Source organism: Pseudomonas sp. NFACC42-2 (genome assembly GCF_900116055.1).
GTDB classification, from domain to species: Bacteria; Pseudomonadota; Gammaproteobacteria; order Pseudomonadales; family Pseudomonadaceae; genus Aquipseudomonas; species Aquipseudomonas marginalis.
Map to the genome: position 1 here is coordinate 85,659 of NZ_FOZO01000017.1, position 15,450 is coordinate 101,108.

Sequence of the window (15,450 nt, forward strand, 5' to 3'; positions counted from 1 at the left end):
TAGGTGATGTATGCAGGCCAGTTCTATCGAGGGTGTGGCGCAAGCCAGGCCAAAAAACAGCCTTTTACGGTTGCTGTTGTTGCCGCTGGTGATCCTGGCGGGCATGGGCCTGTCGGTGGAGGCCGGGTTGCTCGGGCCATTGGGCGTGCAGGTCGGGCATTTATGGGCAACCTTGAGCATCTTCGGCGTCGGCTCGGCGATTCTGTTTTTGCTGCAGCTGTTCAGCGGCCCGCAAAAGGGCCCGGCGTTGTCCGAGTTGCCGCGCTGGCAACTGATCGGTGGGTTCCTGGGGCCGATGTATGTGGTGGTGCTGACCCTGGCCACGCCGCACATCGGTATTGCCATGACCATGATCGCGATTTTGTCCGGCCAGGTGGGCAAGAGCGTGCTGATCGACCATTTCGGCTGGTTCGGCACTGCACGCAAACGGGTCAATGGTGAGCGCTGGATAGCCCTGGCGTTGATTGTGGCGGCACTTGTTCTGATTGCACGAGGGTAAGGCGATGAATCTGATTCTGTTATTGGTGCTGGTGATTGCTGCCGGTGCGGTGCTGAGTGTGCAGGCGGCAATCAATGGTCGCCTCGGCCAGGCGGTGGGCGTGTTGCGCAGCAGTCTGCTGACGTTTGCGGTGGGCGCGCTGACCACCGCGCTGCTGATTTTCTTCTTCGAACCGGCCCAGGCCCTCAGCCTGCTGGACGTGCCCAAATGGCAACTGACCGGTGCATTGTTCGGCGTGGTGTACATGATGGTGATGGTCGGGGCCGTGCCGGTGGTCGGTACTGCAGTGGCAACCGTGGCCGTGATCACCGGGCAATTGGGCATGGGCATGCTGATCGATAACTTCGGGTGGCTGGGCAACCCGGCTGTCGAACTGTCGAGCAGCCGCATCCTGGCGATGGTGTGCCTGGCTCTGGCCTTGGTGTTCATGTACCGCAGCAATACGCGCACCGACTGATGGTTTGAACCATCGCCGAGGCCTGGCAGTCACTGCTTAAGGTGCCGGCAACCGCCGCACCGGACGACCATGAAGAAGGAGTCTGGCCATGCCTGATCAAACCTGTGCCTGCCCGCATTGCAAGTGTGTGCTGGGCGTCGATGCGGTAATGAAGGACGGTAAGGGCTATTGCTGCCAGGGCTGTGCCGAGCACCATGCCCATGGCGAGCCTTGTGCGGCGGCGACGGGGTGCGAGTGCGCCAAGTCGGCTAAAGGCTGAATACGTTCGCAGGGAGCGTCGATAGCGGGCTCCCTGCGTATCGCTTACTGGGGTTCCAGCTCCAGGCGCAGGCTGTGGTCGGACAAGCGCCGGCTGTCTTTTACCACGCCGCTGGTTCGTCGACCTTCGAGGGCCAGCACCAGGGTCTGCGCATCATGCAAATCGTCCGGCAGCGGCTGGAACACCTTCAGCACCAGCCAGCCGGGCTTATGCTGCACGCTCACCTGACACTCGACATGCTTGGCCAATGGCCCGAACAACGTGTCCCGGGTGTAATCGATGCGCGCCCTGCCGTTGATTGAATCCATGCTCATTTCTCCTTGATCAAGCCTGGGCGCGCGCATCCGAGCGCCGCCATTGCACCTGGGTGATGCCGAATTTCTCCGCCTGTTCCTGGCTGGTTTTCTTCACCCGCTCGCGGGCAAACCGGCCGATACGGCCCACGCCGGCGTCACAGCTTGCCCAATGCCAGGCTTCGGCGGCATCGAGCCTTTCCAGACGAATAATGAATGACTTGGCTTCGCCATGGAGGGTGTAGTCGATCACAAACAGTTTTGCGTTATTCATTGGCCCCTCAACCCTGGTGGTGTAAGCAAGTGATCGCCCTCGGCGGTAAAAATTCACTCGGATTGTCCGGCGGTGGTCTTTACCATGGCGGCTGACTCCCGATAGATGTGCTCCCCATGGCCCTGGCTGCACCCCCTGACCTCAGTGATCACGCCGTCCCCGTGCAACCCTTGGCGCGCACCTACCCGCGTGGCCTGTACGTGGAGCCCCATCGCCACGACTGGGGCCAATTGCTCTATGCCATGAGCGGCGTGATGTGGGTCGAGACGCCTCGTGAAGCCCTGGTGGTACCGCCCCAGCGTGCGGTCTGGCTGCCGCCGGGCGTGGAGCACGGCATCCGGGTAGTGTCGGATTTGCAGATGCGCAATATCTACTTGCGCCCAGCCTTGGCGGCGACATTGGACAGCCAGGTGCAGGTGATTGAAGTCGGTGGGCTGCTGCGTGAATTGATCGTCACGCTGGTGGAACAGGGCGACAGCGGTGACGCGGGGTATTACGCCGCCTTGGTCGGCCTGGCCCTGCTGGAGTTGCGACGGGCGCGGCGCTCGCAGATTCGTATCGCCATGCCGGTGGAAGCTGACCGCCGGTTGATCAGCGCCTGCCAGGCGGTGATGGCCGCGCCTTCGTTGGACATCCCTTTCGAGCAGCATGCCGAAGCAGCCGGTGCCAGCGTGCGCACCTTGGCGCGACTGTTCCAGCACCACCTGGGCATGGGCTTTGCCGAATGGCGCCGCCAGGTGCAATTGGCGGCGGTGGCCGAGCTGATCCAGGGCCAGTCGGTCAGTGCTGTCGCGCGTTCCCTGGGTTATTCGCCGAGCAGTTTCAGCGACATGTTCCGGCGCGAACTGGGGATGGCGCCTTCCCAGTACGTGAGTTGGCCGAAATCCTGAAGCCCTTGGCCGATGCTGCCGGGATGGGCTCCCTACACTAAGCCCATCAACCCAACAGGCGTCGCCCCCATGAGTTACCTGATCTCCCTTGGCATTGGCCTTTTTGTCGGCGTGATCTACGGCGCCCTGGACTTCCGCTCGCCCGCACCGCCCGCCATTGCGCTGGTAGGGCTGATGGGCATGCTGCTCGGCGAAAAACTCTGGCCCATGGGGCGGCAGTTGCTCAGCGGTTGGTGGTCCTGATTCCTTTTCTCCCTTCGATGGATACTGGCAATGAAAGCACTGCAATTTTCCGCCACTGGCGACCTCAGCGCCCTGAGCTTCGTCGACGTCGCCACGCCGGTGCCGGCCGCCGATGAAGTGCTGGTACGGATCAAGGCGGCGGGCCTCAACCCCAGCGACGTGAAGAACGTACTCGGGCGTTTCCCCTACACCACCGTGCCGCGCATACCTGGCCGCGACTTCGCCGGCGTGGTGGTGCAAGGTCCGCAGGCGCTGGTGGGGCAGGATGTCTGGGGCACCGGTCGCGACCTGGGCTTTTTCGCCGACGGTTCCCACGCCCAATACCTCACCGTGTCGGCCAAAGGCGTGGCGCATAAACCTGTCCATCTGAGTTTTGCCCAGGCCGCCAGCCTGGGAGTGCCCTACACCACGGCCTGGGATGCGCTGCAGCGCAGTGGCGTGGATAAAGGCACGCGCTTGCTGGTGATCGGCGCCAATGGGGCGGTGGGCAGCGCGGCATTAGCCTTGGGGAGGGTTCTGGGTGCCCAGGTGTTGGCGGCGGTGCGCAAGGCTGACCAGGTCGAGGTATTACAGGCGCAAGGGTACGACGCGATTGCGTTGGGCAAGCCCGAAGCGCTGGGCGCGCAGGTCAATGCGGTGTTCAAGGGTGGCGCCGATGTGATCTTCGATACCACCGGTTTCTGGCTGCCGGGGGCCGTGGCAGGCCTGGCGCCGTTCGGTCGCATCGCGATCATTGCCGCGCCGGTGGACGGTCACGTACAACTGCCGGCCCTGGCCCTGTATCGCAAGGGCGGCTCGGTGGTGGGGATCAATTCATTGCTCTACAACTGTGAGCAGTGCGCGGTGATGCTGGAGCAGTTCGGACGTTTTTTCGACGAGGGCTTGTTGCCGCTGCCCAGCGGCCTGCGCGAGGTGGCGCTGGCCGATGGGGTGCAGTGCTATGGGGAGGTGAACCAAGGCAGTGCGGACAAAATCATCTTCCTGCCTTGACACTTTTTGGGCTGCACTAGGCTTCTGGAACGCCTTTTTCCCAGGCCGACCAGTTGTTGAGGATCGCCTGCACCAGCGGGTTCCCCGTGCGGTACAGGTTTTCCAGCGCCGGTACGAACCCGCCCTGGTCGGCGTATTTGAGTAGGTTGTCGACTTCGCTGTAGCCGGGGTATGGGCGGTCGAAGTCCGAACCGGCACGTACGACGGCCAGGCGCTGGATGTCCACCAACCCTTCACGGCTGGCGCGCAGCAGGGCTTCGTAGGTGGAGTTGTCCTCCTGTTGGGTGGTGCAGTATTCGCCTTTGTTATCCGTGAGCAACTTGGTCCACACCTCGGCGCGTTCGCTCAGGCGCGTACCGGAGAACCAGGTATTGCCCGCCAGGGTGTCGCAGCGGGTGACTTGCGGCGGCTGGTTGGCGGGCGCGGCGGGGTAGTGTTTGCGCCAGGCGGCGGACTCTTTGCTTTCCGTAAGTTCGACTGTGTGCGACAGGGCGAACGCCTTGGCCTGCAGCTTGGGGTTCAGTTCAAACACTTCGGTCTTGTAGTCCAGCGGCGGCTTTTCGTTGGGCCCCTTGGTGTTGATGCCAAGGTAGCCGGTCGGCCAATCCTTGGGTGCATCCCGCGAATCAAGCTCCCACTGGGTGCCGAACTCCACCAGGTAGTGGGCCCAGGCGGCCGTGCCGATGGTGCCGTGTTTCGGGCTGATCCCGGCAATCCCGGCGATCAGGAAATAGCTCTGGCGCAGGTCGAACTTGGGCGACAACGCCAGGGCCAGGGTGGACGCGGCGGCGTTGGTCTGGCCCATGCCGGTCACCAGCAGGCATACGTCCCGGGTGTTGCAGCGGATCACCGGGTATTCGGCGGACAGGCCCGGCACGCGCACTTCCTGCTTGAGTTCCAGGCGGTCGATCCAGGTTTGCGCCTCGGGGGCGAACATGGTGATCAGCATCACCTTGGGCTTGATGGGGGCAGCAGAATCAGCCAGCACTACATGGGGCAGCAGGGCAAGGCCGACGGCCAGCGAAAGACGGGTAAATATATTCATCTAATACTCCTTGATCAGAATTGGTAGCCCACGCCTGCGTAATAACCCCAGCCGTCGGAGCGGGCGCGGAAGTTACCCTCGCCGAAGTTCAACTCACTGCCATCTTCCCAGTTGCCGCCGTTATGAAAATAACGACCGACCAGGGTGAAGCGCAGGTGGGTGAAGGAATACAGCAGCACGTTGGTCGCCACCAGGGCGTTGGCGGTGCGCGCCGGGTTGTCCTTGTGCAGGTCCGAGCCGAAATCGTAGTTGGTGAAACCGATATAGGTCAGCGACGCACCGTTGTCGAACTTGCCGATGGGCACGATGTATTTCATCTGTGCGCGGTAGCCATCCCAGGAATACTCATTGCTGGCGCCGTAGTTTTCCCACTGGTAACGCCCGTAGAAGTTCGCCGACAAATTGACTCGCGAGTGGGTGTCGATGTCCGTACCGAGGCCGCTGTACAGGGTGTTGGCGCGGTTGGCCTTATTGCTGCCGTGGTCGTAGATCCAGTCGAACGCTACATACCATTCCTTGAACGGACCGATGGCGAGGCTGCGTCCGGCCAGGTAGTCGATGGAGATACGCGGCTCGTGCTCCATGAACACCGGCGAGCCATGGTCCCAAGCACCTTTGTCGTTACTGTTGCCGATACCGAGGATCTTCGGCACGTCGATGTAGCCGTACAACTCGAAGGGCCCCTTGCGGCCGAAGTACTCGTATTCCAGGTAGACATCATCCTGGGGCTTGGGGCCGAAGCTGATGTCTTTGCTGCCGATCAGCGTCAGGTCCTGGTTGAACCATTCCGACAGATAGACGCCTTTTTTTGCCGGGCTGGCTTCAGGGCTCAGGGTTTCGCCCTGTGCTGAGTCATCCACGGGTTTTTCCTGCGCCAAAATGGGCGGGCTGAGTACTCCCGTTACGGCGGCCAGTAGCAAGGAAACACCAAAGCAGGCACGGGGCCTTGAGGTGGAGAGCATTGAAAGTCCCTATTCGTACGCGGTTTGAACCCGATTCATCGGGTCGTGGTGAACTTGGCGGTCAAGTTCGTACCGCAAACGGTTGCACAGGCTGTACCAACTTTTCCCAATGGCTTGAATGTCATGGAAAAAATATAAATTAATCGACCTTTTGATCAGGAATGACTGGGTGTCATTTTTTCGAAGGGGTTCAACAGGTGCATCGTCGTTTCGCGGCGATATTCGCTGGGTGTCTGGTGCATCTCGATCCGGAAGTGCCGGTTGAAGTTGGACAGGTTGGCGTAGCCCACTTCAAAACAGATATCCGCCACCGACATCTCGCTTTGCAGCAACAACCGGCAGGCACGTTGCACGCGGAATTTGCGCATCAGGTCGATAAATCCATGGCCGGTGTTGCGCTTGAAGAAGCGCGAGAAGCCCGGTTCGCTCATGTCCAGCTGCTGGGCGATCACTGACAGGCGCAGGTCGCCGGTGAGTTCGCGCATCAGGTAGTCGAAGGCCTTGTTGATGCGCTCGGCGCTGCGGGCGTCCAGGGTCGGGGCGTAACAGGGGCTGGCCAGGGCCTTTACTTGCTGGGCCGGGGCGTTTTTCAGGCAGTCGAGCAGTTGCAGGAACAGGATCAGCCGTTGCAGGCCGTGAGCGTTGCCGATGGCCTCCATCAAGCGTGCGGCCTGCACGGCGGTGTCGCCGCTGAACTCCAGGCCGCGCCGGGCCTGTTCGAACAAGGGCTGCAAGTCGCCGAGTTCCGGCAGGGTGTTGCGCAGGGCGAGGAGGGCGGCGCCGTCGAATTGCAGCACCACGTCGCGACCGCTCAAGTGTTCGCCGGGGGCCAGTTCGCCGATCCAGTCATGGGGCAGGTCGGGGCCGATCAGCGCGATATGCCCGGCACTGAACGCACCGATATAGTCGCCCGCCACCAACTTGCCGCTGCCTTGGCGGATCAGGTGGATTTCAAATTCGGGATGGTGATTCCAGCGTGCCAGATCGTAAGGGTAGTCATGTTCGAACCAGCGAAAGCAGTGCTGCGGCTCGGGCAGGATCACTTCGAGTTCGGCAGGGCGATGTTCGAACAGCTTGGCGCGGCTGATGGGCATGGTCATGCCTCTTTTAGTTGTGGAATCGCCTAAAAATACGCGGGTTGGCAATCCCTGCGCTACCCCCGGTTTCGCCCGGCACTGATACTTTTTTGCGCCCTATGCAGCGGTTAAAAAAGTATCAGCCAGGCATGCCCCAGGCGTTTGTGAGGGCCCGGCCCAAGCTGCTGTAATCGGCCCTCAACAACAAAAACAACAGGTGGAAACCGCTATGTCCAAGATTCCGCAAGCGTTGTTCCTGCTTTCCGGCCTGGCCTTGGCCATGCCGAGCCAGGCTGCCGATACCGTGACCATCGCCACGGTCAATAACAGCGACATGATCCGCATGCAACGCCTCTCCAAGGTGTTCGAGCAGCAGCACCCGGACATCCAGCTCAACTGGGTGGTGCTGGAAGAAAACGTGCTGCGCCAGCGCCTCACCACCGATATCGCCACCCAGGGCGGCCAGTTCGATGTGCTCACCATCGGCACCTACGAAACCCCGCTGTGGGGCGCCAAGCACTGGCTGGAACCGCTGACCCAACTGCCGGCCGATTACGACGCCGACGATATCTTCCCCTCGGTCCGCCAGGGCCTGTCGGTCAACGACACCCTGTATGCCTTGCCGTTCTACGGGGAAAGTACCGTCACCTACTACCGCACCGACCTGTTCAAGCAGGCCGGCCTGAGCATGCCTGCGCACCCGACCTGGACCCAGCTCGGTGAATTCGCCGCCCAGCTCACCGCCAAGGACAAAGGCCAGTACGGCATGTGCCTGCGCGGCAAGGCCGGTTGGGGCGAGAACATCGCGCTGCTGAGCACCATGGCCAACGCGTTCGGTGCGCGCTGGTTCGATGAGCAGTGGAAGCCTGAGCTGACCAGTCCCGAATGGACCGCCGCCGCCAACTTCTACGTCAACACCCTCAAGCAATACGGCCCGCCCGGCGTGTCCAGCAACGGCTTCAACGAAACCCTGGCGCTCTTCAATAGCGGCAAGTGCGCGATCTGGGTCGATGCCAGCGTCGCCGGCTCCTTCACCACCGACAAGAGCCAGAGCAAAGTCGCCGACAGCGTAGGCTTCGCCGCGGCTCCCACCGAAGTCACCGACAAAGGCTCCTCCTGGCTGTACGCCTGGTCGCTGGCCATCCCGGCCACGTCCAAGCACAAGGACGCCGCCAAGGCTTTTATCGCCTGGGCCACGTCCAAGGACTACATCCAGCTGGTCGCCGATAAAGAAGGCATCACCAACGTACCGCCTGGCACCCGCCAGTCCACCTACAACGCGGCGTACCTCCAGGCCGCACCGTTTGCCCAGGTGACCCTGGAGATGATGCGGCACGCCGACCCCGCGCATCCGTCGGCCAAACCCGTGCCGTACGTGGGCATCCAGTACGTGACCATTCCCGAGTTCCAGGCCATCGGCACGTCCGTCGGCAAGCTGTTCTCGGCGGCGCTGACGGGGGGCATGTCGGTCGAGCAGGCGTTGCTCCAGGCGCAGTCCACCACCGAGCGCGAAATGAAACGCGCCGGCTATCCCAAATAATGTTCAAAGGACATATGCCTTATGAAACGACTCGAAGGTAAGAGCGCGCTGATCACCGGCTCGGCGCGCGGGATTGGCCGCGCGTTTGCCCAGGCCTATATCGCTGAAGGCGCGACCGTCGCCATCGCCGACATCAACCTGCAGCGGGCCCAGGCCACCGCCGCCGAACTTGGCCCGCAGGCCTACGCGGTGGCGATGGACGTCACCGACCAGGCCTCCATCGACAGCGCAATTGCCGCCGTGGTCGCCCAGGTCGGCAAGCTCGACATCCTGGTCAACAACGCGGCGCTGTTCGACCTGGCGCCCATCGTCGACATCACCCGCGACAGCTTTGATCGGCTGTTCTCGATCAACGTCGCCGGCACGCTGTTCACCCTGCAAGCCGCCGCCCGGCAGATGATCCGCCAGGGCCATGGCGGCAAGATCATCAACATGGCCAGCCAGGCCGGGCGGCGTGGCGAGCCATTGGTGGCGATCTACTGCGCGACCAAGGCGGCAGTGATCAGTCTTACGCAATCGGCGGGGCTCAACCTGATCAAGCAGGGCATCAACGTCAACGCCATCGCCCCGGGTGTGGTGGATGGCGAGCATTGGGACGGGGTGGATGCACTGTTCGCCAGGCATGAAGGGCTGGCACCTGGCGAGAAGAAGCGGCGGGTGGGGGCCGAGGTGCCGTTTGGGCGGATGGGGACGGCGCAGGATTTGACCGGGATGGCGATTTTCCTGGCGTCCAAAGAGGCTGACTACGTAGTGGCGCAAACCTATAACGTGGATGGCGGTAATTGGATGAACTAAGCCATACACCGCTCAAAATGTGGGAGGGGGCTTGCCCCCGATGGCGGTGGATCAGTCACTCTATTTGCTGACTGTCACACCGCTATCGGGAGCAAGCCCCCTCCCACATTTGAAGGTCATCGTTCTTGAAAAGGGTGCCTAGTCGGCAAAACTGCGATCAAAGAAGTAAACCGCCCCGGGCTTCAGGTTCTCCACCGTCGCCTGGGGCCTGCCGCCTTCACCCTGTTTCTTGCGCCCCGTCTCGCGCAAATATCCCGCCTCCGTCAGCTTCAACAGGCGCTGGCGAATACTGGTCTTGAGCACCGGCCGTTCCAGCACCAGGGAAAAGATCGTGGTCGCCTCCGGCGCGCTGAACTCATTGCCCAGGAACATCAGCGGCAAGTTGCTGTACAGCGACTTGGAAAACAGCCGTTCCTGCACGGCCGCGACGATGCTGTTGTGATCGAACGGCAACTTGATGCTGCCATCAGCCACCGCCTGCAGCGCGAACCAGCCTTGATGCTCACTCGGCGCCACCTCATCCGCGACGATCGCCAGGTAGTACGTGGACGACGACCAGCAACGCGGATCGCGAAACGCATCGCCCACCGTGCCCACTTGCTCGCTCCAGGCCAGCTCCAGGCCGACCTTGCTGCTGGCGCGCAAGCGTTCCACCGCATCCTGGAGGCTCAGATCTTGCACGCCGCCATTCACCACCACCCCCGGCAGCGCCCAATGCCCGGCGAAGGGTTCGGCTTCGCGCTTGTTCAACAGCAGCTTGAGTTCCCCGGCAGCGCGGCAGTAGCACAGCACGCACAGGTCGACGGTATGGAGGTAGGGGCTAAGGGGCATGTGACGTCCTTCCGAACAGCGGTGGGGCACAGTCTAACGGATCGAACAGATATGTCATGTACCTGCGTCAGGATAGATAAACAAATGTTTCTTGCAATGAAAGTACATGACGTGTACTTTTGTTTCCAGGCCACAGGAGAACCGCCATGACCCTTGCGAAAACTGCCATTGCTTCATTCGACGTCGACGCGCAGAAGAGCTTCACGCCGCTGTGCCCCAACGAGTTGCCGGTGGCCGGCGGTGACCGGATCGGTGCCGAACTCAACTACATGGCCAGCCTCGCCGGCCACCGCGCTGGCAGCAAGGACGCCCACACCCCGCATGCACCCTGGGTGGTCGCCCAGCACAGCGAGATGCTCCAGCCCACTGGCCTGGCCCACGCCGATGTGACCTGGGTCAGCCACTGCGTGCCGGGCACCGAAGGCTTTACCTTGCTCGACGAGTTGCCCACGCCCTATGACTACGACTACTTCATCTGGAAGGGCGTCGAACCCGACCTGCACCCCTATGGCGCCTGCTACCACGACCTGCACGACAAACTCTCCACCGGCGTGATCGAGTACCTCAAGGCCCAGGGCGTCAGCCGCGTGATCGTCGGCGGCCTGGCCCTGGACTACTGCGTCAAGACCACCGCCCTGCAACTGCTCAAGGCCGGCCTGGAGGTGGTCCTGCACCTGCCGGCGTGCCGGGGGATCAGCGAGGAGGGCGGCGTACAGGCCGTCAATGAGTTGCTCAAGGCCGGTGCTGTCATCAGCAGCACCCGCGAAGAACTGGCCGCGATGGCCACGCGTTAAGGAGATACACCATGGAAAGTGCCTACGACTACGAAGCCCCGGTGATCCAGGGCTTGCTCGACACCGACTACTACACCTTCACCATGATGCAGGCGGTGTTGCACCAGCACCCGAATGTCGATGTGGAATACAACTTCATCGTGCGCGCCAAGGAAAAACTCGGCCACCTGATCCCCCAACTGCGCGCCGAGCTTGAAAAAATGGCCGGCCTGCAAATGCGTGAGGGCGAGCTGCGCTTTCTGTTCAACCCACGCTTTCGCGAATACCTGACCCCCGACTACGAACGCTTCCTCGGCCTGTTCCGCTTCAACCTGCGCTACATCCACGTCAGCGAAGTCGACGGCCAACTGAACATCCGCGTGGTCGGGCCGATGCTGCACTGCATCATGTTCGAACAACCGGTGCTGGCGCTGGTCAGCGAGCTGCGCAACCGCGCCAAATACGCCGACGTGACCCTGGAAGACGTCACCCGCAAGCTCTACCAGAAGTTCGACTGGCTGGAGAAAAACCTCAGCCGCGACGAGTTGGCCGACCTGCGCGTCTCCGATTTCTCCACGCGCCGGCGCCTGTCGTTCAAGGCCCAGCGCGAAGTGGTGGACATCATGCGCCGCGACTTCCCCGGCCAGTTCGTCGGCACCAGCAATGCGCACCTGGCCTACGAATTCGACCTGCCGCTGATCGGCACCATGGCTCACCAGTGGATGATGGTGCATCAGCAACTGGGGCGGTTGCGCGAAAGCCAGAACGCCGGCCTGGAAAACTGGGTGCGTGAATACCGCGGCCGCCTGGGCATTGCCTTGACCGACACCATCAGCACCGATTTTTTCCTCAAGGATTTCGACCTGTACTTCGCCAAGCTCTATGACGGCCTGCGCCAGGACTCCGGTGATCCCATCGCCTGGGCCGACAAGGTGCTGGCCCGCTACAAACAGCTGGGTATCGACCCGATGACCAAGGACCTGATGTTCTCCGACGGCCTGAACTTCGAAAAGTGCCTGCCGATCCTGCGGCACATCCGTGGCAAGGCCAGGTTCGGTTTCGGCATGGGCACCAGCCTGGCTTGCGATGTGGAAGGCGTCGAGCCGCTGAGCATCGTCATGAAGTTGGTGCGCGTACACGGCGAGCCGGTGGTGAAGTTCTCCGATGACCCGGTGAAGAACGTCTGCGAAGACCCCTCGTTTTTGCAGTACGCAGCGAAGGTATTCAATGTCGGCAACGTGGAGGTGTGACATGCAGGAACGTATCGCGCAGGAACTCAACATCGATCGCACATTGGTGAAGGGCGGTGAAGCCCAGGAAATCCAACGGCGCCTCGACTTCATCAAGACCACCTTGCGCCAGTCAGGCTGCAAGGCCCTGGTACTGGGCATCAGCGGTGGTGTCGACTCCCTCACCGCTGGGCGCCTGTGCCAACTGGCGGTGGAGCAACTGCGGGCCGAGGACTACGCCGCGCGCTTTATCGCCATGCGCCTGCCCTACAAGACCCAGGCCGATGAGAGCGATGCCCAGGCCTCGCTGGATTTCATCACCCCGGACCACATCGACACCCTGAACATCGCCGCCAGCGTCGACGGCCTGATGGCCAGCCTCAGCGCCACCGAAGCCAGCGCCGCCCAGGTGGATTTCATCAAGGGCAACGTCAAGGCCCGCACCCGCATGATCGCCCAGTACGCCGTGGCCAACCTGCACAACGGCCTGGTGGTCGGCACCGACCATGGCGCCGAAGCATTGATGGGCTTCTTCACCAAATTCGGCGACGGCGCCTGCGACCTGGCCCCGCTGTCGGGCCTGACCAAGACCCAGGTGCGCCTGCTGGCCAGTGCCCTCGGCGCCCCGGCGAACCTGGTGCACAAGCAGCCCACGGCCGACCTCGAAGAGCTGGCGCCGGGCAAGCTGGATGAACAGGCCTATGGCTGCACGTACGAAGAGATCGATGCGTACCTGATGGGTGAGCCGGTGAGTGAGCGGGTGAGGGACATCGTGGAACGCGCCTACCTGAAGACCGCCCACAAACGTGCGTTACCCATCGCCCCATGATCGTTCCCACGTAGCGTGGGAATGATCAACTCGCCGTCTGCAAGTAACCGTGCATCGCGTCCACCCGTGCTCGGGTCTTGTCGGTGGTCGGCGTAGTCGGGCTCGACGGAATCTGGTCGCCTTCTTCCAATGCCGGTGCCTGGGCTTTGGCGGTCAGAAACAAGGCGTTGAGTTTCTGCGCCCGTTCCGGCTGGTCATTGCGTGCGACCACGCGTGCGGCCACGTTGAGCAGCACCGCGCCTTCCTTGGACTGTGCATATTCCATCGGCACGCCGAGCCGTTTTTGAGTGGCGACCTGAGTCGGGGTGACGCTGAAGATCCAATGTGGGCATCGGAACCAGCGAGTGTTGGCGACCCATCCATCCTGCAAAGCACAGGAAGATAGGATCCAATTACGGTATAACCCTCGGACGCTTTAGTTTTCCGAGGCCCCGTTTTTCATGCAAAGCCCTTTGCAACGCCCGCTGTGGCAGGTCTACCTGTTCTTTCTGGCACCGATGGTGCTGTCCAATTTCCTGCAAAGCTTTTCCGGCACCCTCAACGGTATTTATGTTGGGCAGATGCTCGGTACCCAGGCGCTGGCGGCGGTGTCGGGGATGTTCCCCATCGTGTTCTTCTTCATTGCCCTGGTGATCGGCCTGGGGGCGGGCGCTTCGGTGCTGATCGGCCAGGCGTGGGGTGCCCAGGAAACCAGGATGGTCAAGGCGATTACCGGTGCCACCCTGACCCTCGGTGCACTGGTGGGCCTGATCGCAGCGGTGCTGGGCAGCCTGTTTGCGCGCCCGGCGTTGCAGGCCTTGGGTACGCCGACCGATGTACTCGATGATGCCGTGGGCTATGCCCAGATGATGATGCTGATCATGCCGCTGTTGCTGGTATTTATCCTCTATACCCAGCTGTTGCGTGGGGTCAGCGACACGATCTCGCCGCTGCTGGCGCTGATGGTCTCGACCCTGGTCGGCCTGCTGTTGACCCCGGCGCTGATTCGCGGCTGGATCGGCCTGCCGCCCCTGGGTATCCAGAGCGCGGTGTACGCAGGCCTGGTGGGGAATGCCTCGGCGATGCTGTTTCTGATCCTGCGCCTGCGCCATAAAAACCATGTGATGGCGCCGGACCGCGAACTGCTCGCGGCCTTGCGCCTGGACCGCGTCATCCTCGGCAAAGTCCTGCGCATCGGCTTGCCTACAGGCTTGCAGATGGTGGTGTTGTCGCTGTCGGAGTTGGTCATCCTTGCCTTGGTCAATGGCCATGGGTCCCAGGCCACGGCGGCCTATGGGGCGGTGACGCAGATCGTCAACTACGTGCAGTTTCCGGCCCTGTCGATTGCCATCACTGCTTCGATCCTCGGGGCCCAGGCGATTGGGGCAGGGCGGCTGGAGCGTATCGGGCCGATCCTGCGTACCGGACTGTTGATCAATACCTGCCTGACCGGTGGCCTGATCGTGCTGGGCTATCTGTTGTCGCACTGGTTGCTCGGGTTGTTCATCACCGATGACGCCGCACGCGTGAATGCCGAGCACCTGCTGCACATCATGCTGTGGAGCATCCTCGTGTTCGGCTTCCAGGCCGTGATCGGCGGGATCATGCGCGCCAGCGGCGTGGTGCTGATGCCCGTGGCGATCTCGATCTTCTGTGTGCTGTGTGTCGAGCTACCGATGGCGTACCTGCTGAATGCGCACTTCGGCCTGGAAGGCGTCTGGATGGCGTTCCCGGTGACGTACCTGGCGATGCTGGGGTTGCAGGCCGCGTACTACCGGCTGGTGTGGCGGCATAAGCAGATCAAGCGGTTGGTGTGAGTTTCAGGCCGCGCAGCAGGAGTTCCAGGCCCTGCAAACCTTGCTCCAGACGCTCCTCCGGATGTTCTGACCGGGCGATCCACAGGGCGGTGTTGACCAGGCTGCCATTGATCAACTGCGCCAGCGCCAGGCTCGGTGCGTCAGGGACGATGCCCGCCTGCATCAGGGCTTCCAGCAGTTGGCGCAACGACTCGACACAGTGTTGCTGGGAGCCGGTATCGCCCAATACAGCCGGCGCATCCTGCAGCACAACGCGTTGGATTTCGCCGTCCTGGGCCATGCGCAAATAAGCGCGGCAGCGTTCGCAAAAACCGCTCCATGGGTCTTGGGCTTCGTCTGAGATACGCTGCAAACATGCGTCCATCTCACGATCGAGTTGAGCAACCACGGCGGCCAGCAGCCCCTTCTTGTCACCAAAGTGATGGTACAGCGCGCCGCGTGTCAGACCGGCGTGGGCCGTGAAATCGTCCATCGATGTGTTGGCATAGCCTTGCGTGGCGAAGGCCTGCCGTGCGCTGGCAAGCAGCCGGGTGCGGGTGTCTTCGATCATTTCGGCACGGGCTCGGCTCATGGGCAGGACTCACAATGGGCAAGTGAAAGATTGACATACGCCGCGTATGTTACGCATGATTCGCCACATACGCACCGTATGTATTTTGCCTTGATCAC

19 protein-coding genes and 1 pseudogene are annotated in these 15,450 nt (G+C 62.1%); 12 read left to right on the plus strand and 8 right to left on the minus strand.

The annotated features are described in order from the left end of the window. Positions 1-10: 10 nt before the first annotated feature. The 3 genes from BM416_RS23675 to BM416_RS23685 all read left to right on the plus strand — a co-directional run bounded on the left by BM416_RS23675 (position 11) and on the right by BM416_RS23685 (position 1,215). On the plus strand, positions 11-499 hold the full coding sequence (locus BM416_RS23675; RefSeq protein ID WP_092489643.1) for a DMT family transporter: 489 nt from the start codon (positions 11-13) through the stop codon (positions 497-499). Between the two features lie 4 nt (positions 500-503). Next, positions 504-956, plus strand: coding sequence for a DMT family transporter (locus BM416_RS23680; RefSeq protein ID WP_092489644.1), 453 nt, complete (start codon positions 504-506; stop codon positions 954-956). Positions 957-1,044: 88 nt separating this feature from the next. Continuing rightward, complete coding sequence (locus BM416_RS23685) at positions 1,045-1,215, plus strand: metallothionein (protein ID WP_074846300.1); 171 nt, start codon at positions 1,045-1,047, stop codon at positions 1,213-1,215. Positions 1,216-1,259: 44 nt separating this feature from the next. Here the strand turns inward: BM416_RS23685 and BM416_RS23690 are convergent, their stop codons facing one another. Together BM416_RS23690 and BM416_RS23695 are read right to left on the minus strand one after the other, a co-directional pair. Next, positions 1,260-1,523: a hypothetical protein gene (locus BM416_RS23690; RefSeq protein ID WP_092489645.1), complete on the minus strand. Its 264-nt coding sequence runs from the start codon at positions 1,521-1,523 to the stop codon at positions 1,260-1,262. Positions 1,524-1,539: 16 nt separating this feature from the next. Beyond that, positions 1,540-1,782 carry a DUF6555 family protein gene (locus BM416_RS23695; protein ID WP_092489646.1) on the minus strand — a complete coding sequence of 81 codons (243 nt, stop codon included), beginning with the start codon at positions 1,780-1,782 and terminating at the stop codon, positions 1,540-1,542. Between the two features lie 116 nt (positions 1,783-1,898). Here BM416_RS23695 and BM416_RS23700 point away from each other — a divergent pair, with 116 nt between their 5' ends. From BM416_RS23700 to BM416_RS23710, 3 genes are all read left to right on the plus strand, one after another. Beyond that, positions 1,899-2,672 (plus strand): AraC family transcriptional regulator, encoded by a 774-nt coding sequence (locus tag BM416_RS23700; protein WP_092489647.1) that lies wholly within the window; start codon positions 1,899-1,901, stop codon positions 2,670-2,672. 69 nt (positions 2,673-2,741) lie between these two features. Further along, positions 2,742-2,915 carry a DUF1427 family protein gene (locus BM416_RS23705; RefSeq protein WP_081744482.1) on the plus strand — a complete coding sequence of 58 codons (174 nt, stop codon included), beginning with the start codon at positions 2,742-2,744 and terminating at the stop codon, positions 2,913-2,915. Positions 2,916-2,945: 30 nt separating this feature from the next. Next, on the plus strand, positions 2,946-3,905 hold the full coding sequence (locus tag BM416_RS23710; protein WP_092489648.1) for a quinone oxidoreductase family protein: 960 nt from the start codon (positions 2,946-2,948) through the stop codon (positions 3,903-3,905). Positions 3,906-3,921: 16 nt separating this feature from the next. Here BM416_RS23710 and BM416_RS23715 read toward each other — a convergent pair whose 3' ends face one another. The 3 genes from BM416_RS23715 to BM416_RS23725 form a co-directional block, all read right to left on the minus strand. Continuing rightward, on the minus strand, positions 3,922-4,950 hold the full coding sequence (locus BM416_RS23715) for a purine-nucleoside phosphorylase (RefSeq protein ID WP_092489649.1): 1,029 nt from the start codon (positions 4,948-4,950) through the stop codon (positions 3,922-3,924). Positions 4,951-4,964: 14 nt separating this feature from the next. Further along, the gene (locus tag BM416_RS23720) at positions 4,965-5,912 is read right to left on the minus strand and encodes a nucleoside-specific channel-forming protein Tsx (RefSeq protein ID WP_092489650.1); all 948 of its coding nucleotides are present in this window, start codon (positions 5,910-5,912) and stop codon (positions 4,965-4,967) included. Positions 5,913-6,067: 155 nt separating this feature from the next. Continuing rightward, the gene (locus BM416_RS23725; protein ID WP_092489651.1) at positions 6,068-7,006 is read right to left on the minus strand and encodes an AraC family transcriptional regulator; all 939 of its coding nucleotides are present in this window, start codon (positions 7,004-7,006) and stop codon (positions 6,068-6,070) included. Positions 7,007-7,217: 211 nt separating this feature from the next. On the opposite strand from BM416_RS23725, the gene BM416_RS23730 reads away from it, so the two are divergent. Further along, complete coding sequence (locus tag BM416_RS23730; RefSeq protein ID WP_092489652.1) at positions 7,218-8,528, plus strand: ABC transporter substrate-binding protein; 1,311 nt, start codon at positions 7,218-7,220, stop codon at positions 8,526-8,528. A gap of 21 nt (positions 8,529-8,549) precedes the next feature. Next, the gene (locus BM416_RS23735; protein WP_092489653.1) at positions 8,550-9,323 is read left to right on the plus strand and encodes an L-iditol 2-dehydrogenase; all 774 of its coding nucleotides are present in this window, start codon (positions 8,550-8,552) and stop codon (positions 9,321-9,323) included. Positions 9,324-9,461: 138 nt separating this feature from the next. Here the strand turns inward: BM416_RS23735 and BM416_RS23740 are convergent, their stop codons facing one another. Beyond that, entirely contained in the window at positions 9,462-10,154 is a 693-nt protein-coding gene (locus BM416_RS23740) for an NUDIX hydrolase (RefSeq protein ID WP_092489654.1), read from the minus strand. 146 nt (positions 10,155-10,300) lie between these two features. Between BM416_RS23740 and BM416_RS23745 the strand changes: the two genes are divergently transcribed. From BM416_RS23745 to nadE, 3 genes are read left to right on the plus strand one after another with little or no spacing between them, the layout of a single operon-like run. Beyond that, a complete protein-coding gene (locus BM416_RS23745; RefSeq protein ID WP_092489655.1) occupies positions 10,301-10,948 on the plus strand; it encodes a nicotinamidase in 648 nt (215 codons plus the stop codon). A gap of 11 nt (positions 10,949-10,959) precedes the next feature. Further along, the gene (gene pncB, locus BM416_RS23750) at positions 10,960-12,177 is read left to right on the plus strand and encodes a nicotinate phosphoribosyltransferase (protein WP_092489656.1); all 1,218 of its coding nucleotides are present in this window, start codon (positions 10,960-10,962) and stop codon (positions 12,175-12,177) included. Between the two features lies 1 nt (position 12,178). Beyond that, a complete protein-coding gene (nadE, locus tag BM416_RS23755) occupies positions 12,179-12,985 on the plus strand; it encodes an ammonia-dependent NAD(+) synthetase (RefSeq protein ID WP_092489657.1) in 807 nt (268 codons plus the stop codon). Between the two features lie 31 nt (positions 12,986-13,016). Here nadE and BM416_RS23760 read toward each other — a convergent pair. Then, positions 13,017-13,304 (minus strand): annotated as a pseudogene (locus tag BM416_RS23760) (ABC transporter substrate-binding protein); the annotation flags it as partial. Between the two features lie 121 nt (positions 13,305-13,425). Between BM416_RS23760 and BM416_RS23765 the strand changes: the two are divergent. Then, positions 13,426-14,781, plus strand: a complete 1,356-nt coding sequence (locus BM416_RS23765) for an MATE family efflux transporter (RefSeq protein ID WP_092489658.1) — start codon at positions 13,426-13,428, stop codon at positions 14,779-14,781. On the opposite strand, the gene BM416_RS23770 is transcribed toward BM416_RS23765, so the two are convergent. Further along, a complete protein-coding gene (locus tag BM416_RS23770; protein WP_092489659.1) occupies positions 14,765-15,352 on the minus strand; it encodes a TetR/AcrR family transcriptional regulator in 588 nt (195 codons plus the stop codon). The genes BM416_RS23765 and BM416_RS23770 overlap by 17 nt on opposite strands. Positions 15,353-15,450 lie beyond the last annotated feature (98 nt).